23 protein-coding genes are annotated in these 20473 nt (G+C 71.1%); 18 read left to right on the top strand and 5 right to left on the bottom strand.

The window, feature by feature from the left end; all coding sequences use genetic code 11:
* Positions 1 to 3: 3 nt before the first annotated feature.
* Positions 4 to 699 carry a histidine phosphatase family protein gene (locus AB0M02_RS37610; RefSeq protein ID WP_364236060.1) on the top strand — a complete coding sequence of 232 codons (696 nt, stop codon included), beginning with the start codon at positions 4 to 6 and terminating at the stop codon, positions 697 to 699.
* Here the strand turns inward: AB0M02_RS37610 and AB0M02_RS37605 are convergent.
* From AB0M02_RS37605 to AB0M02_RS37595, 3 genes are all read right to left on the bottom strand, one after another.
* Entirely contained in the window at positions 690 to 1742 is a 1053-nt protein-coding gene (locus tag AB0M02_RS37605) for an AraC family transcriptional regulator (protein WP_364236058.1), read from the bottom strand. The genes AB0M02_RS37610 and AB0M02_RS37605 overlap by 10 nt on opposite strands.
* A gap of 263 nt (positions 1743 to 2005) precedes the next feature.
* Positions 2006 to 2662, bottom strand: a complete 657-nt coding sequence (locus AB0M02_RS37600; RefSeq protein ID WP_364236056.1) for a hypothetical protein — start codon at positions 2660 to 2662, stop codon at positions 2006 to 2008.
* Between the two features lie 13 nt (positions 2663 to 2675).
* Positions 2676 to 3266 (bottom strand): TetR/AcrR family transcriptional regulator, encoded by a 591-nt coding sequence (locus AB0M02_RS37595; RefSeq protein ID WP_364236054.1) that lies wholly within the window; start codon positions 3264 to 3266, stop codon positions 2676 to 2678.
* 79 nt (positions 3267 to 3345) lie between these two features.
* On the opposite strand from AB0M02_RS37595, the gene AB0M02_RS37590 reads away from it, so the two are divergent.
* Together AB0M02_RS37590 and AB0M02_RS37585 are read left to right on the top strand one after the other, a co-directional pair.
* Positions 3346 to 4404, top strand: a complete 1059-nt coding sequence (locus tag AB0M02_RS37590; RefSeq protein ID WP_364236051.1) for an MBL fold metallo-hydrolase — start codon at positions 3346 to 3348, stop codon at positions 4402 to 4404.
* 22 nt (positions 4405 to 4426) lie between these two features.
* On the top strand, positions 4427 to 5014 hold the full coding sequence (locus tag AB0M02_RS37585) for a class I SAM-dependent methyltransferase (protein ID WP_364236049.1): 588 nt from the start codon (positions 4427 to 4429) through the stop codon (positions 5012 to 5014).
* On the opposite strand, the gene AB0M02_RS37580 is transcribed toward AB0M02_RS37585, so the two are convergent.
* Positions 5003 to 5953: a threo-3-hydroxy-L-aspartate ammonia-lyase gene (locus tag AB0M02_RS37580; protein ID WP_364236046.1), complete on the bottom strand. Its 951-nt coding sequence runs from the start codon at positions 5951 to 5953 to the stop codon at positions 5003 to 5005. The two genes, AB0M02_RS37585 and AB0M02_RS37580, sit on opposite strands and share 12 nt — an antisense overlap.
* 201 nt (positions 5954 to 6154) lie before the next feature.
* Between AB0M02_RS37580 and AB0M02_RS37575 the strand changes: the two genes are divergently transcribed.
* The 11 genes from AB0M02_RS37575 (at position 6155) to AB0M02_RS37525 (ending at position 16655) form a co-directional block, all read left to right on the top strand.
* Entirely contained in the window at positions 6155 to 7249 is a 1095-nt protein-coding gene (locus tag AB0M02_RS37575; protein ID WP_364236045.1) for a hypothetical protein, read from the top strand.
* Between the two features lie 156 nt (positions 7250 to 7405).
* Complete coding sequence (locus AB0M02_RS37570; RefSeq protein ID WP_364236043.1) at positions 7406 to 8086, top strand: hypothetical protein; 681 nt, start codon at positions 7406 to 7408, stop codon at positions 8084 to 8086.
* Between the two features lie 16 nt (positions 8087 to 8102).
* On the top strand, positions 8103 to 8876 hold the full coding sequence (locus AB0M02_RS37565; protein WP_364236041.1) for an SAM-dependent methyltransferase: 774 nt from the start codon (positions 8103 to 8105) through the stop codon (positions 8874 to 8876).
* A 313-nt stretch (positions 8877 to 9189) separates the two neighbouring features.
* Entirely contained in the window at positions 9190 to 10191 is a 1002-nt protein-coding gene (locus tag AB0M02_RS37560) for a MoxR family ATPase (RefSeq protein ID WP_364236039.1), read from the top strand.
* Complete coding sequence (locus AB0M02_RS37555; protein ID WP_364236036.1) at positions 10188 to 11153, top strand: DUF58 domain-containing protein; 966 nt, start codon at positions 10188 to 10190, stop codon at positions 11151 to 11153. Before AB0M02_RS37560 ends, AB0M02_RS37555 begins: the two co-directional genes overlap by 4 nt.
* A complete protein-coding gene (locus AB0M02_RS37550; RefSeq protein ID WP_364236034.1) occupies positions 11150 to 12082 on the top strand; it encodes a VWA domain-containing protein in 933 nt (310 codons plus the stop codon). Before AB0M02_RS37555 ends, AB0M02_RS37550 begins: the two co-directional genes overlap by 4 nt.
* Before the next feature lie 13 nt (positions 12083 to 12095).
* Complete coding sequence (locus tag AB0M02_RS37545; RefSeq protein WP_364236031.1) at positions 12096 to 12935, top strand: trypsin-like peptidase domain-containing protein; 840 nt, start codon at positions 12096 to 12098, stop codon at positions 12933 to 12935.
* 7 nt (positions 12936 to 12942) lie between these two features.
* Positions 12943 to 13626, top strand: a complete 684-nt coding sequence (locus AB0M02_RS37540) for a response regulator transcription factor (RefSeq protein WP_364236028.1) — start codon at positions 12943 to 12945, stop codon at positions 13624 to 13626.
* Positions 13623 to 14813, top strand: coding sequence for a HAMP domain-containing sensor histidine kinase (locus AB0M02_RS37535; RefSeq protein ID WP_364236027.1), 1191 nt, complete (start codon positions 13623 to 13625; stop codon positions 14811 to 14813). The genes AB0M02_RS37540 and AB0M02_RS37535 overlap by 4 nt, the downstream gene beginning before the upstream one ends.
* A gap of 100 nt (positions 14814 to 14913) precedes the next feature.
* A complete protein-coding gene (locus AB0M02_RS37530; protein WP_364236024.1) occupies positions 14914 to 15555 on the top strand; it encodes an L-type lectin-domain containing protein in 642 nt (213 codons plus the stop codon).
* Between the two features lie 53 nt (positions 15556 to 15608).
* On the top strand, positions 15609 to 16655 hold the full coding sequence (locus tag AB0M02_RS37525) for an NAD(P)-dependent alcohol dehydrogenase (protein ID WP_364236021.1): 1047 nt from the start codon (positions 15609 to 15611) through the stop codon (positions 16653 to 16655).
* Between the two features lie 4 nt (positions 16656 to 16659).
* Here AB0M02_RS37525 and AB0M02_RS37520 read toward each other — a convergent pair whose 3' ends face one another.
* Complete coding sequence (locus AB0M02_RS37520) at positions 16660 to 17403, bottom strand: IclR family transcriptional regulator (RefSeq protein WP_364236019.1); 744 nt, start codon at positions 17401 to 17403, stop codon at positions 16660 to 16662.
* A gap of 70 nt (positions 17404 to 17473) precedes the next feature.
* Here AB0M02_RS37520 and AB0M02_RS37515 point away from each other — a divergent pair, with 70 nt between their 5' ends.
* From AB0M02_RS37515 to AB0M02_RS37500, 4 genes are all read left to right on the top strand, one after another.
* Complete coding sequence (locus tag AB0M02_RS37515) at positions 17474 to 18499, top strand: aromatic ring-hydroxylating dioxygenase subunit alpha (protein ID WP_364236016.1); 1026 nt, start codon at positions 17474 to 17476, stop codon at positions 18497 to 18499.
* Between the two features lie 8 nt (positions 18500 to 18507).
* Positions 18508 to 18654 carry a hypothetical protein gene (locus tag AB0M02_RS37510; protein WP_364236014.1) on the top strand — a complete coding sequence of 49 codons (147 nt, stop codon included), beginning with the start codon at positions 18508 to 18510 and terminating at the stop codon, positions 18652 to 18654.
* Complete coding sequence (locus AB0M02_RS37505; protein ID WP_364236011.1) at positions 18641 to 18910, top strand: 2Fe-2S iron-sulfur cluster binding domain-containing protein; 270 nt, start codon at positions 18641 to 18643, stop codon at positions 18908 to 18910. The genes AB0M02_RS37510 and AB0M02_RS37505 overlap by 14 nt, the downstream gene beginning before the upstream one ends.
* Positions 18911 to 18976: 66 nt before the next feature.
* Complete coding sequence (locus AB0M02_RS37500; RefSeq protein WP_364236008.1) at positions 18977 to 19792, top strand: DUF427 domain-containing protein; 816 nt, start codon at positions 18977 to 18979, stop codon at positions 19790 to 19792.
* The last annotated feature ends 681 nt before the right edge of the window (positions 19793 to 20473 follow it).

Below are 20473 nucleotides of genomic sequence, written 5' to 3'. Positions count from 1 at the left end.
ACGGTGGGGCGGCTTCTGCTGGTCCGGCACGGTCAGGCGTCGTTCGGCGCGGAGGACTACGACGCGCTGTCCACGCTCGGCGCCGAACAGGCGCGGGTGCTCGGCGAGTCGTTCGCGCGGCGCGGCGTCAAACCGGACCTGGTGCTGCGCGGGTCACTTCGCCGCCACGAGGGTACGGTCGCCGGACTGTTCGCCGGGCTCGGCGAACCGGGCATCCCGGTGACCGTCGACGCCGGCTGGGACGAGTTCGACTTCCAGCAGGTGGTGGCGATCCACCGGCCGCTCTACCGCGAGGAGATCGCGGGTCACGAGCAGCCGGGCCGCGCCTTCCAGGAGATCTTCGAGGCGGCCACCGGGAGATGGTCGTCCGGCGGGTTCGACGCCGAGTACGCCGAGTCGTTTCCGGCCTTCCGCGACCGGGTCACCGGCGCGCTGGAACGGGCCGGTGAGCTGCTGCGGGAGCACCGGGACATCGTCGTGGTCAGCTCGGGCGGGCCGATCGCCCTGGCCGTCGCGATGCTGACCGCCGGGATGACGGCCGACGCGGCGACGCTGGCGGTGGTGTGGAGCTCGCTGAACCGGGTCGCGGTCAACACCGGCGTCACGAAGCTGGTCTCCGGGCGGCGTGGACTGTGGATGTCGACGTACAACGAGCACTCCCACGTCGAGGCCGACCAGCGGTTGCTGACCTACCGCTGACGGGCCTCGCGGCGTACGGATGACGGGCTCCTGCCCCACCACCGCCGCGCGCAGCGGGTCAGCACGGCCTGCTCGGCGAACCCGAGCAGGCGGCTCACCTGGGCGACGGGCATGTCGGTGGTGGTCAGATAGGTGCGGGCGCGCGACCGGCGCAGGCTGTCCAGGATCTCGGCGAACGACCTGCCCTCCGCGGCCAGGTCCCGTTGCAGGGTGCGTGGATGCACGGCGAGCGCGCGGGCGACGCCGGCCAGGTCGGTGGAGCCGGTGCCGAGCGCCTGGGCGAGGACGGCGCGAACCCGGGCGGCGGCCGGTGTGCCCGGTCCGGGCGCCTGCCGGGACAGGAACGCCAGCGCCAGGCCGCGCAGGGTCGCGTCGACACCCTCCAGGGGGCGGGCCAGCAGACTCGCGGGCACGCGGAGCATCGCCTCGGGACGGCCGAACCGGACGGTCGTGCCGAACGCCTCCTCATAACGCCTGCGGGGTGCGACCGGCTCGTGCGGCAGGTCGACCGAGCGCAACCCGTATCCACCGCCGACCAGGAACGTCACGGCCCGGTGCAGGAACAGCACGACCATGTCGGTGGCCTGCGGCAGCGGGCGCACCCCGGCGCCGAAGACGTAGCGCAGGCCCCTGACCCCGGGTGCGCCGCGCGGGTCGTCGATCAGCACGATGTGCTGGTCGCGGGCGTGCACGAACATGTATCGCGAGGTGCACTCGAGCGCGTCGCGGACCGACGGTGAGTGTTGGATGGCCACCGCGAGCGGACCCAGCATGCTGAGGTCCTGTGCGGCGGCCACCCGTAGGCCGAGGTCGGGGCAGCGCAGGCCGACCGCGGCGATCTCCAGGACCGCGGCCAGGGCGGTGTCCTCGATCAGCAGCTCGGGGCTGTCGAGGGCGTCGACGGGGAGCCCGGCCTGCCAGGCGAAGGAGACCGGGTCGCCGCCCAGCCCTTCGACCGTCTCGCGGAACCGTTGGAGGCCGGCGGAGCGGACGAGCGACACGCGCGGAAGGTTGTCAGGCTTGTCGCGCAGAGTCAAATTCATTGACGAATCGTGACCGGGCCCAGCAGTCCGTTCCGGGTGGGCGTGCGGGAGCCGAACTCGGCCGGGCGATGGACGCGCAGCCGGTTGAGCAGCGTGCCCGCCCCGCCCGGCGCGGCCCCGGTCCGGATGGCACTGTGGTGGCACGCCTCCCGTGAACACGACACCGCACACACCTGGTTCCGGAATCTGGCGCGAGAAACCACCGCCGACATGCGAAAACAACAAAAGACTGATTCGTTTCATCCGATTCCGTCCGCCCTTCGTCAGGAATCCTCGTGGCCCGGGATTGCCCAGAGTTCGGCCAGGTCGCCGGCGTGGCGGCGGGCGGCTACGCGGGCGAAGGACTCGGCGGAGGCGCCGGCCGGGATCTGCCGCAGGGCCGCCAGCGCCGCCGATCGCACCGCGTCGACACGCTCCACCGCGCGCTCGACGAGGAAGGGGACGAACTCGAAGCGGGGTGCCCGGCCCATCGCGGCAACCGCGGCCTCACGCACGTACCCATTGGGGTGAAGGCTGGCCAACGCCCAGCTCAACGGCTCGGTGCCGGGCTCAGGGAGCCCGGCGATCTCGCGGCGCCGGGCGTGGAAGAACAGGCCGTCCATCAGCCGGGGATCGTGGCTGAGCTCGGTGAGTGCCCAGACGCCCGCCCGGCCGCGCAGAGGCGCCGCGATCTCGACAAGTTGCTGGTATCCGTCGATGTCGTGCCGGGCGAGCCGGCGCTCCCGCAGGAAGCCGCCGACCGCGCTGATCGTCTCGTCGGTGGCCCGTCTCCGCGACTCGTAGATCAGGAACGCGCAGCAGCCTCCGAAGAACGTCATGCAGAGCGTGGCCGTCAGCGGTTCCCGGCCCAGCGCGGTGGCCGACACGACCGCGCCGAGACCGGACCCCCAGAGGCTGGCGCGTTCCATCAGGCTGAGCATGGCAAGACCCTAGTCAGGGTGCGTAACCGCGCAGCAGGAGGGCGATCGTCTCGTCGAGGCTCTCCTCGACCTGGTCCGGTTGCAGTGCGCCGCTGAGGATCAGGGCGGTGAGGCCCTGGAGCATGGCGAACAGGGGCACCGCGAGGCGCTCCACCGGGCCCTCGCGGATCTCGCCGCGCTGCTGACCGGCCGTGATCAGGCTCATGGCCAGGTCGGCCAGCCGGTGCATGGAGGCGATCAGGTCGTCGGGGGCGCCGGCCTCGTGCTTGCGTGCGTACATCAGCTCGAGCAGGGCCGCGTTGGCGGTGGCGAAGGACACGTAGGTGCGGGTGAGCCCGGCGAACTGGTCGGCGAACGACTCGCCGGCCCGGTCGTGAGCCTCAACCATCGCGGTCGTCAGCCGATCGAACCCTTCGAGGGCGAGCGCGTCGAGCAGGGCCTGCTTGCTGCGGAAGTGCCGGCTCGGCGCGGCGGGGCTGACCCCGGTCTCGCGGGCCAGCTCGCGCAGCGACAGCTCGGCGGGGCCCTTCTCACGCAGGGTTTGCTCGGCGCGGGTGAGCAGTGCGGCGCGGAGGTCACCGTGGTGGTAGGGCCGGGTCTTCATGGGCCCACCCTACAGTGATGTGAGCGACGACCACATAGTAGGCGTTGACTACATTGTTATCAGTGCCTACATTGGGAGCATGACGAACACCGTGACGACCACCGGAAGCATCGCGGCTCAGCTGGGCGGGAAGGCTCGTGGTGCACGTCTGGCCCGGGTCGAGGCCTCGCCGCAGTTCTCCGGCGGCAAGTTCCGCAACAACGTGCCCACGTCGACCGGGATCTCCCTCTCCGCCATCCCGCGGGTGGCCGCCGAGGTGTTCACCGGCGGCGACGCCCGCCGCCCGCATCAGCCCGTCCCGCTGGTGGCCGGGATCGCCGGTGACGCGCGGGGACTGCACGTCACCTGGTTCGGCCACTCCTCCGCGATGATCGAGATCGAGGGGCACCGGGTGCTGCTCGACCCGGTGTGGAGCGAGAGGTGCTCGCCGTCCCGCCTGGCCGGCCCCCGCCGGTTGCACGAACCGCCGATCGCACTCGGCGACCTGCCGCGGGTGGACGTCGTGGTGATCTCGCACGACCACTACGACCACCTGGACATGGCGACCGTGCGGTACCTGAGCGAGCACCAGGACGCGATGTTCGTCGTGCCGCTCGGCATCGGCGCCCACCTGGAGCGCTGGGGCGTACCCGAGGACCGCATCACCGAGCTGGACTGGAACGAGAGCACCCGGGTCGGCGAGCTCGAGCTCGTGGCCACCCCGGCGCGGCATTTCTCCGGCCGCGGGTTCAGCCGCGACGAGACCCTCTGGGCCAGCTGGGTGATCAACGGACCGACCCGCAAGGCGTTCTACTCGGGCGACACCGGCTACTTCCCCGGCTTCGCCGAGATCGGTGCGGAGCACGGTCCGTTCGACGTGACGCTGGTGCAGGTGGGCGCCTACGGCCAGGACTGGTCCGACATCCACATGAAGCCGGAGGACGGCGTCGCCACCCACCTCGACGTCCGCGGCGGCCTGATGATCCCGGTGCACTGGGCGACGTTCGACCTGGCGCCGCACCGGTGGGCCGAGCCGGCCGAGCGCACCTGGCGCGAGGCGAAGGCCCGCGACGTACGGCTGGCCATCCCGAAGCCGGGCGAGCGGATCGACGTGGACTGCCCGCCGGAGATCGACGCCTGGTGGCAGCAGGTCGCCTGACGGCGCTTCGTATAGTCACGCGGTGAACGTTCGAGACGCGTACTCCGCCGTCGCCGACCTCTACATCAGCCTGTTCGGCACGAGTGAGCAGGTGGACCCGCGTGACCTGGCGTTCATCGGGCGCAACCTGTCGGGCCGGGTGCTGGATCTGGGCTGCGGCCCGGGCCACATCACCGGTTACCTCCGGTCGCGCGGCGCCGACGCGACCGGGATCGATCAGGTTCCGGAGTTCATCGCGTACGCGCGGGCGTCGCACCCGGACGGTGACTACCGGCTCGGGTCGATGCGGAACCTCGACGTCGAGGACGGGTCGGCCGACGGCATCCTGTCCTGGTACTCGCTGATCCATCTCCCGCCGCCGGAACTCGGCTCCGCGCTCGCCGAGTTCCGGCGCGTTCTGAAACCCGGTGCCACGCTGGTGACCGGCTTCTTCGACGGCGAGGCGGTGGAACCCTTCGACCACAAGGTCACGACCGCCTGGTTCTGGCCGGTCGACGAGTTCTCCGCGCGGCTGGCGGAGGCGGGCTTCACCGAGGTGGAGCGGGACCAGCGGCCGTTCGACGGCACGCACCGCCCGCACGCCGCGATCGCGTCGGTCCTATCCCAGTAGCTCGGCCAGACGCGCCGCCCCGACGTTGCCGCCGGAGATGATGACGCCGATCCGGGCGGGTACCGGATCGAGCCGGTGGTTGAGCAGCGCCGCCAGGGTGGTGGCCGCGCTCGGCTCGATCACCAGCTTGAGGCGGTCGACGGCGAAGCGCATCGCGTCGCGCAACTCATCGTCGCTGACCAGGACGATCTCGTCGACGAGCGCCCTGTTGATCGGGAAGGTCAGCTCGCCGGGCGTGGAGACCGTCAGGCCGTCGGCGATGGTGCGGGGCACGTCGATGCGGACGCGCTCGCCGGCCGCCAGGGACCGCCGGGTGTCGTCGCCCGCCTCCGGCTCGACGCCGACCACCCGGATGGACGGCTGGACCCCCTTCGCCGCGGTGGCGCTGCCGGCGATCAGGCCGCCACCGCTGATGGGTACGACGATCGCGTCCAGCTCGCCCACCTCCTCCAGGAGTTCGAGCGCCGCGGTGCCCTGACCGGCGATGATGTCCGGGTGGTCGTACGGCGGGATCAGCGCCAGCCCGCGCTCCTCGGCGAGCCGTCGCGCGATCGCCTCCCGGTCCTCGGTGTACCGGTCGTAGGTGACGATCTCCGCGCCGTACTCCCGGACGGCGTCGAGCTTGGAGACCGGGGTGTCGGCCGGCATCACGATCACCGCGGTGCTGCCGAGCTCACGGGCGGCCAGCGCGACCGCCTGGGCGTGGTTGCCGGACGAGAACGCCGCAATGCCCCGGGTCAGTTGCTCGGCGGAGAGCCGGGAGATCGCGTTGTAGGCGCCGCGGAACTTGAAGGCGCCCATCCGCTGCAGGTTCTCCGCCTTGAGGAACACCCGCGCTCCGGCGCGGTCATTCAGCGTACGAGACTGGATCACCGGCGTCCGGTGCGCGACGCCTTCGATCCGCTTGGCCGCGTCCCGCACATCCCGCAACGTCACCATGCCCCGAGCCTACGTCGGGACCACTCCGAGGCGGACCTGGCGACCGTCGTGTTGAATGGTGGCGGCGCTCGGCTGGTGCGCCCTGTGGTCGAGGGGCCGGGTGGCGCGTTGCGGGTTCGTTGGTCACGGCGGAATCAGGTCGGTCTCAGTTGGTCCGCCCCGGCCAAGAGGGTCGCGGCGATCACGCTGCCCGATCGGCGGGTGGTTCTCGCGACCACGCCGTCAAGCGGGCGGACTGTTCAGCTCTGGGATGCGCTGAGCGGCCGGTCGTGGGGCGAGCCGCTGCCGGTCGAGGGGGCGACGGCGCTGGCCGCGGTGGCCGGCGCCGCTGGAGTCGAACGGCTGGCGGTCGGTGACAAGGCCGGCACCGTGCGGATCTGGGACGTCGAGAGCGGCGCCGAGGTGGCCGCCCCACGGACCGGTCACGGCCGCGGGGTGTCCTCGATCGTCGCGCTTGCCGGCGCTTCGCTGGGCGTTGCGGCTCATGACGGTTCCGTCCGTGTCTCGCGAGTGGACGACGACGGCCCGGCCAGGCTCGTCCGGGAACCGCACGGCTACACCCCGTCGTTCGAGCTGCGCACGGTGTTCGCGCCCGACGGAACCACCCGGACGGCGTTCAGCCATTTCTCCGTGCGGTCCGACGGCGAGGACGAGATCGTCGACGTCAACGCCGGCCTCTGGGATCCGTCCGCAACGGTGTTCCCGTCGGGGCACCTGATCAGATCCGCGAGATGGCCCGAGCGGGACTTCACCGGGTGGAGCGACGCGAGAGGCGCGGTCCGGCTGGTCTTCGCCGAGGTCGAGGTCGAGGTGTGCGAGACCCGCGACGGCAGTGTGCACCGCCCGCGCTGGAACCTGGGCCACGTCGGCGCCGTCGAGGTGTTCGCCGGGCCGGACGGCACACCGTGGCTGGCCGCCGGCGGCTATGACGGCACGGTCCGGCTGGTGGACCTCGCGACCGGCCGCCCCGCCCGGCAACCGCTGTTCGGCCCGCCCGAACACGCTGAGACGCTTACGGCCTTTCGCGATCCCGACGGCAGGCCCATGCTCGCCGCCGGCTACTACGACACCGTTCGCGTCTGGGACCTGACCCCGCCGGAGGACGGCACCGCTCTACCGCCGTCCGGGCACAGCGGCCGGGTCACGGTCCGGGCGTCGCCCGACATGGTGGCCACCTACGGCAACGGCGATCAGACCGTCCGCCGGTGGGATCAGTCCACCGGCGAGGAGGTGGGCGAGCCGATCATGGTGAACGACCGGCGCCTCACCTCGAAGGTCGACGCGAGCCTGGCCTGAGTTCCCCTGCCCTCAGACGTTCCGTGTGGAGTTCGGCCCCGCTGCGCACCGGAAATCCACACACCGGAAATCGACACACCGAGTGGTGACTCCGGTGTCGCGTGTGGCACCTATCTCGGCGGGCTGCACCGCTGGTCGGCGCGGACCGGGCAGGCCGTGCGGTGGCCTGGGCGCGCACCGCTCGGCCGGGCTCCCGGCCGTGCCAGGGACGCGGTCACGTTCACGGGTCGCGACGGCCGGCGCCTGCTCGCCACGGTCTTCTCGCACACCTACCACCAGTCGTCCGTACGGATCTGGGACGCCACCACCGGCAGGGCGCTGCGCCGCTGGGGGCGCCCGGTCCGGTTCCGCCTGCCCAAGGACGTGCACGCGATCGCGGTGTGCGGCCCCGGTCTCATCGCGGCCTGCACCCCGGACCGCGTCCGGCTGTGGAACGGCGTCACCGGCGCCCGGATCCGCGTACCGGCTACCCGGCTCACCGTCCAGTTCACCGGCGCGCCCAGCCTGCTCACCGCGTTTCCGGCCGACGACGGCACCGTCCTGCTCGCGGCCGTCAACGGCGACAACGCCGTTCGCATCTGGAACCCCTGGACCGGAGCCCTCGTCGCCGAGCCCGACTCCGGCCACACCGGCCGGATGCACGCGCTGGTGACCGTGCCCGGCAGCCCCGCACGCCTCGCCTCCGGCGGCCAGGACGGCACCCTGCGGATCTGGGAACCGCTCTCCGGCGCCGCCACTCGTACGCTGGACACCGGCGCACCCATCCACGACCTGGCGGCCGGACCCGGCGCGGTGTTCCTCGCCGGCCCCGGCGGCCTGACCGCGATAGATATTTGATGTCATCGATTAGACTGTGGCCGTGGCCAGTGACGAGCCTTCCGTCCCGCACACCGCGCGCATCTGGAACTACCTGCTCGGCGGCACCGACAACTTCGCCGTCGACCGGGCGGTCGCCGAGCAGGTGCTGATCGGCCAGCCCGCGCTGGCGGAGAACGCCCGGCTCAGCCGCGCCTTCCTCACCCGGGTGGTGCGTTACCTGGCCGGTGAGGCCGGCATCCGGCAGTTCCTCGACATCGGCGCCGGACTGCCGACCGCCGACAACACGCACGAGGTCGCCCAGGCGGTGGCTCCGGACAGCCGCATCGTCTACGTCGACAACGATCCGCTGGTCGTCACCCAGGGCCGCGCGCTGCTGACCAGCCACCCGGACGGCGTCACGGCCTATGTCGACGCCAGCCTGCACGACATGGATCTCGTCCTGCGCGAGGCCGGCCGCACCCTGGACTTCGACGAGCCGGTGGCCGTGCTCTTCATGGGCGTCCTCGGCCACGTGGAGGACGACACCGCAGCGCAGAACCTGGCCCGCGCGGCCATGGCCCCGATGCCGCCCGGCAGCTATCTGGCCATCTGCGACAGCACCGACGACACACCCGAGGTGGTCGAGGCCGCCCGCATCTGGAACGAGTCCGCCGCGCTGCCGTACCACCTGCGCAGCCGGACACGCCTGGCCCGGTTCTTCGAGGGCCTCGAACTCGTCGACCCGGGCCTGGTCCCGGTCACCAGCTGGCACCCCGAGACCGACCACCCCGACATCGACCAGTACGGCGCCGTCGGCCGCAAACCATAGCCGGCGGCCCCGGTTGCAAGCTGGGGCTGACCTGGTAGTTCCGGCCCGGAACCTGGGTGTCGTCCGGGCCGGGGCGATGGCGTCCACGATCCGCTTCGAGCAGCGCAAACGAGCCCGGCAGCCGTTGGTGCGACGAGGTGGCGGCTGTGAGCGCGGACGACCTCCGCTCCGATTCTGAGAGACCGCTGCGCCCCACCCTTCGGCCGGTTTTCGGGGGGCGTTGGTGTCATGGGTGGCCTGAGCGGGCGTTCGGCGTTGCCCCCGATCTCCCGGGCGCCCGCTCTTGGGCAGTACACGCCATCGAGGGAGATTCATGACTGACGCACGGCTGCTGGAACAGACGCTGTTCGAGGTCAAAAAGGTCATCGTCGGGCAGGACCGGCTCGTCGAGCGGCTGATGACCGCGTTGCTCGCCGGTGGGCACTGCCTGCTGGAAGGGGTGCCCGGTGTCGCGAAGACGCTGGCTGCGGAGACGCTCGCGGTCGCGGTCGGCGGCACCTTCCACCGTATTCAGTTCACTCCGGACCTGGTGCCGTCGGACATCGTCGGCACCCGTATCTACCGGGCCGGCCGGGAGAGTTTCGACGTGGAGCTCGGGCCGGTCATGGCCAACATCGTGCTGGCCGACGAGATCAACCGGGCGCCGGCGAAGGTGCAGTCGGCGCTGCTCGAGGTGATGGCCGAGGGGCACGTGTCGCTCGGTGGGCGCACCTATCCGGTGCCGCAGCCGTTCCTGGTGCTGGCGACGCAGAACCCGATCGAGAGCGAGGGTGTCTACCAGCTTCCCGAGGCGCAGCGCGACCGGTTCCTCATGCGGGTCGTCGTCGGTTATCCCACCGACCAGGACGAGCTGGGCATCCTCTATCGGATGGGCGGTGTGCGGCCGCACGCGGCGCCGGTGCTTGATCCGGTGCGGCTGGCGGCCCTGCAGGCCAAGGCCCGTGACGTCTTCGTCCATCACGCGCTGGCCGAGTACGTGGTCCGGCTGGTTGCCGCGACGCGCGATCCGGGCCGGTTCGGCTCGCCGGAGACCAAAGAGCTTTTGGCGTACGGTGCGAGCCCGCGCGCGACTCTCGGCCTCGTCGCGGCCGCTCGGGCTCTCGCACTGTTGCGCGGACGGGAGTACGTCCTGCCCGCCGACATCGTCAGTGTGGCCGAGGACGTCCTGGCCCACCGGCTCGTGCTCGCCTTCGACGCGGTCGCCGACGGTGTTCAGCCCGAGTCGATCGTGCACCGGATTCTCGAAATCGTCGCCCCGCCGGTGATCGCACCGGCGCAGGAGCACACCGGTGACGGGCTGGGAGTGGCGGCGTGAACGACGGCGCGACGATCAACGAACTGGCGCCGGAACGACGGCTGCGGCGCCTCGAGCTGACGATCACCCGGCGGCTCGACGGGCTGCTGCACGGCTCATACCTCGGTCTGCTGCCCGGTGCCGGCAGTGAGCCGTCGGGCAGCCGCGAGTACCGGCCCGGCGAGGACGAGGTGCGCCGGATGGACTGGGCGGTGACCGCTCGCACCGCAGTGCCGCACGTGCGGACCGTGGACGCGGACCGGGAACTCGCCACCTGGGTGCTGGTCGACTCGACGGCGAGCATGGACTTCGGTACGGCCGAGTTCGAGAAGCGGGAACTGGCGATCGCGGCCGTGGCGGCGGTCGGCTTCCTCACCGCGGGTGCGGGGAACCGGCTCGGCGCACACCTCATGACTCCGGACGGTGTCCGACGGTATCCAGCGCGCGGTGGGCGTACACATTTGCTGGGAATGTTGCGAACGTTGCTCGCCGCGCCTCGCGCGAGGGTGACCACCGACTCGATCGCGCTCTCCGCCGCGATCGACGGAATGCACCGCGCTGTTCCCCGGCGTGGCCTGATGGTCGTGGTCTCGGACTTCCTCGACGGCCTCGACGACGACGGGCTCGGGCCCGGCGCACCGGCCTGGGAGCAACCGCTGCGCCGGCTCGCCACCCGCCACCAGGTCCTCGCCGTCCACGTCGGTGACCCGCGCGAACACGAACTTCCCGACGTCGGCCTGCTCACCCTGGTCGATCCGGAGACCGGGCGGCGCCGCGAGGTGCCGACCGCGAGCCGCAGGCTGCGCGAGAGGTACGCGGCCGCCGCACGTCAGCAGCAGGACACCGTGTCCCGGGCGATCCGGCGTGCCGGCGCGGCCCACCTGAGGCTGCGCACGGACCGTGACTGGGTCGCCGACATCGTCCGCCACGTGCACGCCCAGCGCCGTCTCGGCCGGGCCCACCGAAAGGGTGTGACCTCATGACCTGGCTCTCCCCGGAGCGGCTCTGGCTGCTCCTGGCCGTCGCCGCCCTCGCCGCCGCCTACGTGATCGCGCAGCGGCGCCGCAGCCGGTACGCCGTCCGTTTCACCAATCTGAAACTGCTCGACCGGGTCGCGCCGAAGCGTCCCGGCTGGCGCCGCCACGTCCCGGCCGGACTGTTCCTGGCCATGCTCGGCCTGCTGATCGTCGGGTTCGCCCGCCCACAGGCCGAGGTGCAGGTGCCCCGGGAGCGCGCGACCGTGCTGGTCGCGGTGGACGTCTCCCGGTCGATGCTGGCCTCGGACGTGGCGCCGGACCGGTTGAGCGCGGCCAAGGCGGCGGCCGTCGAGTTCGTCGGTGACCTGCCGGAACAGTTCAATGTGGGTCTGGTCGGGTTCGCCGGTTCGGCCTCGGTGTTCGTGCCGCCGGTGACCGACCGGGCCAGTGTGAACGCGGGCATCGCCCGGCTGTCGGAGGGCGCGGCCGGCCGGGCGGGCACGGCGATCGGTGACGCGATCGCGACGTCACTCGACCTGCTCCGGGGCGAGGACGCACCGTCGGCGAGGGTGGTGGTGCTCTCCGACGGCGCCAACACCTCCGGGCAGGACCCGGTGGAGGCCGCCCGGCTGGCCACCGAGCTCGGGGTGCCGGTGGACGCGATCTCGTTCGGGACGGCGGCCGGGACGATCGAGGGCGGGCAGGCGGTGCCCGTCGACGGGCAGACGCTGCAGGCGGTCGCCGAGGCGACCGGGGGCAACTACTTCGAGGCCGGGAGTGCGGACGAGCTGCGGGCGGCGTACGCGGACATCGGCAGCTCGGTGGGTTATGAGACCGAGGTTCAGGACGTGTCGGCGCGGTTCATCGGGGTCGGGCTGGTGCTGGCTCTGATCGCGGCGCTGGCGTCGATGTTCTGGTTCGCCAGGCTGCCGTAGGAGGGAGATTCTCATGTCGACCGTTGGATTGGGTGGTTCGCCTCGCGGGCCGGAGTTCATCTCGCCGCCACCTCATCCGCTTTTGCCTGATATATCGGATAAGTCTGTCGGGCCGCGCTGGCGGTTGCTGGCGCTGGCCGGGCTCCTCGGCATCAGTGCCTCGGCCGTCACCGGCGGCACGGCCGGTTTTCTGGCCGGCCGCGGTTCTGATGCCGCCCCGGCTCCTGTTCCGGCGCCGCCAGCCGGGGTGCCGTCCGACCTGGTCGCGGCCGCCGCACGAGCCCTGCCGGGAGTCGTCTCGGTGCAGGTTCGCACGGGATCCGGCGGCGCGTCCGGGTCGGGCTTCGTCCTCGACGACCGCGGCCACATCGTCACCAACCACCACGTGGTGGCCGGCGCCGGTTCGGTCAGCGTCGTCGGCTCCGACGGGCGGCGCCTGACCGCCGAGGTGGTCGGCACCGATCCGGGCAGCGACATCGCTGTTCTCCGTGTCACACCCGGCCCCGCGCTGCAGCCGCTCGTGCTCGCCGACCCCCGCGGCGTCCGGGTCGGCGAGCCGGTCCTGGCGGTGGGTTCGCCGCTGGGACTGTCCGGGACGGTCACCGCCGGGATCGTCAGCGCGGTCGACCGGCAGGTCCGTCTCGGCGGCTCCACCAGGCAATCCGCCGTGCAGACGGACGCGTCGATCAACCCCGGCAACTCCGGCGGGCCGCTGATCAACGCGCGCGGTGAGGTGATCGGGGTGAACACGGCGATCGCCACTCTCGAAGGGGGCGGGAGCATCGGGATCGGGTTCGCCGTACCCGTCGACCGCGCCCGCGAGGTGGCCGCCGGCCTCATCGGCCGTGGATAGTCGACAGATGCGCCTGCTGGTGGTGGAGGACGAAGAAGATCTGGCCGAGGGCCTGCGGGTCGGGCTCTCCCGCACCGGTTACGCCGTGGACGTGGCCGCCGACACGGCCCAGGCGTGGGACCGCCTGACCGTCAACGAGTACGACCTGATGCTGCTCGACGTGAACCTGCCCGACGGCGACGGGTTCGCGCTGTGCCGGGCGCTGCGCGACGGTGAGGTGCACACGCCCGGCGACAGCGAGCTGCGGGTGCTCATGCTGACCGCCCGTGGCAACCTCACCGACCGGGTGCGCGGCCTCGACGGCGGCGCCGACGACTACCTGGTCAAACCGTTCCACCTGGCCGAGCTCCTGGCGCGGATCCGGGCGCTGCTGCGCCGCGACACCAACGGCGGCACCGCCACCCTGACCGTCGGCGGCCTCGTGCTGAACAGCGCCCGGCGCACCGTCACCCTGCACGGCGAGCCGGTGAGCCTGACGCCGAAGGAGTTCGGCGTCCTGGAATACCTGATGTCGCGACCCGGGCGGGTGGTCTCCAGCGAGGAGCTCCTCGAGCACGTGTGGGACGCCAACGTCGACCCGTTCACCCAGACCGTCCGGGTCACCGTCGGCACGCTGCGGCGCAAGCTCGGCGAGGGCTCCATCGAGACGCTGATCAGCCGGGGGTACCGGCTGGCCGGAGTGACGCCGTGAGAGCGCCGGAGGTGTTCCGGTCCATCCGGTTCCGGCTCACCGTCATCTACTCGATCCTGCTGTTCGCGCTGGCCGGCGTCACCCTGGTGGTCACGTATTTCGCCGTCGAGCAGGCCACCTCGCCGCAGCCGGTCACCGAGCGGACCGCCAAGGTCTACAACGCCGAGGGGTACGTCGGGACGATGACCGTTGCCGACGTCAGCCAGATCGAGGCGGCGGTCAACTACAACACCCTGCAGGACCTGCGCCGCTACACGCTGATCGCGCTGCCGGCGCTGTTCGTGGCGAGCCTCGGGATCGGCTGGGTGCTCTCCGGGCGGGTGCTGCGGCCAGTCGGCGCGATCGCGCGGACGGCACGCGACATCCAGGCCACCGACCTGACCCGGCGGATCCGGCTGGACGGGCCCCGCGACGAGCTGCGCGACCTCGCCGACACCATCGACTCCATGCTGGACCGCCTCGACGACGCGTTCCGCGCCCAGCGGCAACTCGTCGACGACGCCTCACACGAACTGCGCAGCCCCCTCGCGATCATCCGGACCCACCTGGACGCCACCCTCAACGCACCGGACGCCACCGAGGACGAGCGCCGCCGCTCCACCGCGGTCGTCGACCGGGCCACCACCCGGATGTCCCGGCTGGTCGAGGACCTGCTCGCCACCGCGCGCCGGGACGCCGACGCGCTGATCGACACCGACGTCGACCTGAGCGCGGTGGCCCGCGAGGCCGGCGAGGAGTCGTTCCTGCCGGAACGCCCGTTGCGCCTGCGAAACGAGCTGACCGGCGGGCTGCACCTGATCGGCGACGCGGACGGGCTGCGGCGGGCGGCGGGCAATCTGCTGTCGAACGCCGTACGCCTGGCACCCACCGACTCGACAGTGACCCTCGCGACCGGCCGGACCGGCTCCTGGCTCTGGCTCGCCGTCGCCGACCAGGGGCCTGGCATCGCCCCCGAGGACCTGCCCCGGGTCTTCGACCGGTTCTGGCGCGCCGCGAACGGCGCCGGAGACTCGCGGGAACGCCGCACCGGCCTCGGCCTGGCCATCGTGCGGCAGATCGTCGAGTCGCACGGCGGTCAGGTGGCCGCCTTCTCCGAACTCGGCGTGGGCAGCACCTTCGTCCTGTGGCTGCCGGCAGGCGACCGCACCGACGACGAGCCCCCACCGGCCGCTTCGCCGCGGAAGTGACCGGTAGGTGGCAGGATCGCCCCATAGGCGCCTGACCAAATCGGGGGGATTTATCATGTTAAAAGGTGTTCTATCTGCCGCTCTGGCCATCACGGTTGCCGTGACCGTCGCGCCGGCCCCTGCGCTGGCCGGCCTGCCCGGCAACGATGATCTCGCCTTCAACGGCACGGCGCAGACCTACACCGTGAAGCCGTCGAAGGCCGAGGTGCTGCGCCTGACCGGCGGCGGATACCGGCAGGCCGGTTCGGTCTGGTCGACCGAGCGGATCGACGTGACAGAGTCGTTCGAGACCACCTTCGAGGTGTACCTGCACTCCGGCGTCCGCGGCGCCGACGGCCTGGCGTTCGTCGTGCAGTCGGTCGGGCCCAGGGCGCTCGGTGGATGGGGTGGCGGCCTCGGTTACCGCGGCATCCGGCCCAGCGTCGCCGTCGAGTTCGACGACTACCACAACGTGGGCGACCCGGCCGGCGATCACGTCGCGGTGAGCCTGCGGGGCAACCCGGACTTCAACACCGCTTACGCCACCGTGCAGAAACCTCTTTTCAAAAGACCATTCACCGTACGCGTCGCCTACGACGCCCCGCTGAACGGACTACTCGTCGACCTCGACGGGCAGCCCGCGCTCAACGCGACCGTCGATCTGGCCGCCGAGCTGGGCACCGGCCGCGCCTGGATCGGGTTCACCGGCTCCACCGGCCACGTCACCTCCAAGCAAGACATCCGCTCGTGGCGGCTGCCCTAGGGGGTACTCACAGTAACTCCCTGGTCGGAGTGCTCCGACGTAACGTCGGTGCCGTGAGTAGCACAGTCAACGCCATCGCCGCCACGTCCACCACCGACCCGCTCGTGCGCACCACGATCGAGCGGCGCGAGGTGGGACCGCGCGATGTCCTCATCGAGATCAGTTACGCCGGTATCTGCCACTCCGACATCCACACGGTGCGCGGCGAGTGGGGCAGGGTGCCCTACCCGCTCACCGTCGGTCACGAGATCGTCGGCCACGTCACGCAGGTCGGCACCGAGGTCACCCGGCACGCCGCCGGTGACCGCGTCGGTGTCGGCTGCATGGTCAACTCCTGCCGCGAGTGCGACAACTGCCGCGCCGGCCAGGAGCAGTACTGCCTGAACGGCAACACCGGGACGTACGCGGCAGTCGACCGCGACGGCACCGTCACCCAGGGTGGGTACTCGACGCACATCGTCGTCGACGAGGACTTCGTGCTGCGGGTGCCGGCCTCGATCCCGCTCGAAGCTGCCGCGCCGCTGCTCTGCGCGGGCATCACCACGTACTCGCCGCTGGCCCACTGGCAGGCCGGTCCCGGCAAGAAGGTCGCCGTCGTCGGCATGGGCGGTCTCGGTCACATGGCGGTCAAGATCGCTGCCGCCATGGGTGCCGAGGTCACCGTGCTGTCGCAGACGCTCGGCAAGAAGGACGACGGGCTGGCGTTCGGCGCCGCGCACTATCACGCGACCAGCGACCCGGACACGTTCGACAGACTCGCCAACAGCTTCGACCTGATCATCAACACCGTGAGCGCGCCCGTCGACATGGCGTCCTACCTGCGGCTGCTGCGCCTCGACGGCACCCTGGTCGCCGTGGGCGCGCCGCCGGAGCCGCTGCCGGTGCAGGTGTTCACGCTGTTCGGCAACCGGCGCTCGTTCGCCGGCTCCAGCATCGGCGGCATCGCCGAGACCCAGGAGATGCTCGACTTCTGCGCCGAGCACGGCATCGCTTCCGAGGTCGAGGTGATCGACGCCGACGCGGTGAACGAGGCGTACGACCGGGTGCTCAAGTCCGACGTTCGCTACCGGTTCGTCATCGACGTCGACACGCTGCGTTGATTTCTCACGCCAGTGCCCGGGAGATCGCCCGGGCACTGGCGCGGACCAGCGGTGACAGGGCGTGTGGCGAGAACGTCCCGTACCGGACGACCAACGACAGCGCCGCGATCACCGTTCCCTGCGGGTCGCGGATCGGCGCCGCCACCGACAGGGCGTCCTCGGTCACCTGGCGGTCGCTGACCGCGAACCCGTTGAGCCGCACGTCGGCCAGCATCCGCCGCAGCACTCTCGGGTCGGTCACCGTGTGGGCCGTGAACCGCCGGATCGCCGACCCGACGATCTCCTCCTGCACCTCGTGCGGCGCGTGCGCCAGCAGCACCAGCCCCACCCCGGTGGCCGACAGCGCGAACCGCCCGCCGACCCGCGTGTGCACCGGCACCGCGCGACTGCCCGCGATCCGCTCGACGAACACCAGCTCGGTACCCTCCCGGACCGCGAGCTGCACGTTCTCATGGGTCACCTGCGACAGGTCCTCCATGTACGGCAGCGCGCGCTCGCGCAGTCCCAGCCCCCGCGGCGCCAGCGAGCCGATCTCGAACAGCCGCAGCCCCACGACGTAGCGCCCGTCCGCGTCCCGTTCCAGCGCGCCCCACGTCAGCAGCTCGCCGACCAGGCGGTGCGCGGTCGACAGGGGCAGCCCGGCGCGGCGGGCCAGGTCGGTGAGGGTGAGTGCCGAGCGCTCGGGCCCGAACGCCTCGAAGATCCGCAGGGCCCGGCTGAGAACGGGACCGGTGACCGCCCGCTTCATACGCGGCTCCTTCCGAATGACGGAAACCCATGATGCCCGGATGCGACCCGGGTCACAGACTCCATGGAGCATGACGGCTTTCATCCGGAACCAGTGGTACGTGGCGGCGTACGGCACCGAGGTCGGGCGGGACCTGTTCTCGCGGACGGTGTGCGGGGAGTCGATCCTGTTCTGGCGTACGTCGGACGGCGCGGTGACCGCGATGTCCGACCGGTGCGTGCACCGCCGCTTCCCGCTGTCGGAGAAGCCCAGCCACCTGGTCGGCGACACCGTGGTCTGCGGCTATCACGGCTTCACCTACGGCGCCGACGGCGTGTGCGTCGCGGTGCCGGGCCAGACCCGGGTGCCGCGGACAGCGCGGCTGCGGACCTATCCGGTGGTCGAGCAGGACTCGTTCATATGGGTGTTCATCGGAGATCCGGCCGTCGCCGCAACCGTACGCATCCCCCGCGCACCCTGGCTCCGCAAGGACGGCTGGACCGCGGTCTCCGGGATGGAACCACTGGCCGCCCGCGCGAGCCTGCTGGTCGACAACCTGCTGGACCTGTCCCACGAGACGTACCTGCACGGCGGCTGGATCGGCACGCCCGAGGTCGCCGAGACACCGATCACCACCGAGGTCGACGAGGCCGCCGGCATCGTGTACGTCTCCCGCCGGATGGCCGACGCCGCGTGCCCGCCGTTCTACGCCAACTCCACCGGCATCACCGGCCGGATCACCCGCTGGCAGGACATCGAGTTCACGCCGCCCTGCCTCTACCTCCTGCACAGCCGGATCGCGCCGGCCGGCGTACTGCCGAACGACGACGGCACCGACCCGGACGCCTTCCACGTCGAGGTCGTGTACGCCATCACGCCCGAGACCGAGCACTCCACCCACGACTTCTGGGCGGTGGCCCGCGACTTCGCCCTCGACGACGAGGACGTGAGCGACTACCTCGCCAAGAGCAACCGCACCGTCGTCCTCCAGGACGTCGCCGCGCTCGACACCCTGGAACGGGTGATCGCCGGCGAACCCGACGGCTACCAGGAACTCTCCATCAACATCGACACGGGCGGCCTGGCCGCACGCCGGATGATGGCCCGCATGCGATGAGAACGTCAGTGACCTGGATACCCGGCTCCGACCGCCTGCGCGGGCGCTGCCGCTGCGGCGCCGAGACCGAGGCCGATGACCCGGTCGCCATGTGGGACTGGCTGCTCGCCCACCCCGCCCACCCACCGAAGGGCGCCGAACGTGCACGCCTTTGAGATCCGCCTGGCCCGGAGCGGCGAGGTCTTCACCGTCCCGGAGGACAGGTCGATCCTGGAAGTCCTCGAGGACAACGGCATCGACGTCATCTTCTCCTGCCGCGAGGGCACCTGCGGCACCTGCGAGACCCCGGTCCTCGCCGGCGCCGTCGACCACCGGGACACCCTGCTGACTCCCGACGAGCAGGCTGCCAACGACACCATGTTCATCTGTGTCTCCCGGGCCGCCGGGCCCTCCCTCACCCTGGACCTCTGAGCGCGCCGGCAGTCGCGAATCCGATGAAAGGCGACCTCGCCCGGGTACAGCGGTAAGACTTGCCGCATGAGTCTGCACGTCGGTGACGAGATGATGAGGCTGTCGGGCATGCTGCGGCACCAGCCGACGGACAAGTGGATCCGTGGCCGGCTCGGCGGCCGGCTCGTCGTCGACAGCCGCGCCGCACTGCTGCTGTGGGAACCACGCCGCATAGTGCCCACGTACGCCGTGCCGGACAGCGATGTGCTCGCCGACCTCGTGCCCGCCGAGCCGGCCCCGGGCAGCGACGAACCGGTGCTGCACCCCGGCATCCCGTTCGCCGCGCACTCCACGGCCGGACAGTCGTACCACGTGCGCCTCGGCGACGACCTCCGCGAGCGCGCCGCGTTCCGCCCCGACGACGCGGACCTCGCCGGTCACATCGTGTTCGACTTCGGCGCGCTCGACTGGACGGAGGAGGACGAACCCGTGTTCTCCCATCCCCGCGACCCGTTCTCCCGCGTCGACGCGCGGCGCAGCAGCCGGCACGTGCGCATCGAGCGAAACGGCGTGCTGCTCGCCGAGTCACACAGCCCGACCCTCGTGTTCGAGACGAAGCTGTACCCGCGCTTCTACCTGCCCCGCGAGGACATCACAGCGGAGGTCCTGCCCAGCGACATGGTGACGGCCTGCCCGTACAAGGGCCGCGCCACCTACCTGTCGTTCGCGGCGGGCGAGAACCTGGCCTGGACCTACTCGGACCCACTTCCCGAGGCGTCCCCGCTGACCGGCCTGGTCGCCTTCTTCGACGAGGTGGTCGACGTGATCGTCGACGGCGTCCCCCGAAAACGCCCCGACACCCCGCTCGCCAAGGTCATGCAGGACGAGTTCGGCGTCTCCTGAGGCGTGCGGTGACGGCCCCCGCCGGGCCTCCGGCGGTGCCGGAGTCATTTGAACTGCGCCAACAACTCCGCGAGCGGCGATTCGCCCCAGAAAAAGGCTATCAGGGCGATGACTACGCCGGTGGCCTTGAGTAATGTGGACACTACTTTGTCCACCGGGTCTGCATTTTGCCCGATGGATGCGAAGACTCTTCCGACGCGGTTCCGTAGGCGGCTTGAGCGCCGTCCAGAAAGATTGTCAGCCACCTCGCCGTGAGCGCCTGACTCCGTCGACAGTATTTCGTACAAACTGGGGCGGCATCCGACGAGTGTCGCGGCGATGCCGGTGTACAGGCTCCTCAGTTGAGGGGGAGTGGAACCGTTCAACGACTCCTTGGATCTCAAGAATTGCCGAGTCATATCGGCTGTGGCGTGGTATATCTCAACCACCGGATTCCCTGCGTCGCTCCGCTCGGTCCGGCGCGCCAGACGATCGATGGAGCCCGAGAGTGATTGCATGTTCTTGCGCAGTGATCTCGATTTCCGACTCGGCCAGCCCTCGGCCGGATCAGGGGCGTTCCTGTTTTCGATCTCGATCTCGTTTATAGTGAGCCTTTTTCATCGTGACGGTGCAGGTCACGGCAGGGGCAGAGCCCGGGAGTCGACATAGGACGAGGCTCCCGGTAAGACAGCAGTCGACCAA

It is taken from the genome of Actinoplanes sp. NPDC051861 (genome assembly GCF_040681145.1).
Taxonomy (GTDB): Bacteria; Actinomycetota; Actinomycetes; order Mycobacteriales; family Micromonosporaceae; genus Actinoplanes.
The sequence above is the reverse complement of the archived record's forward strand: the minus strand, read 5'-3'. Positions and strand labels throughout refer to the sequence as shown.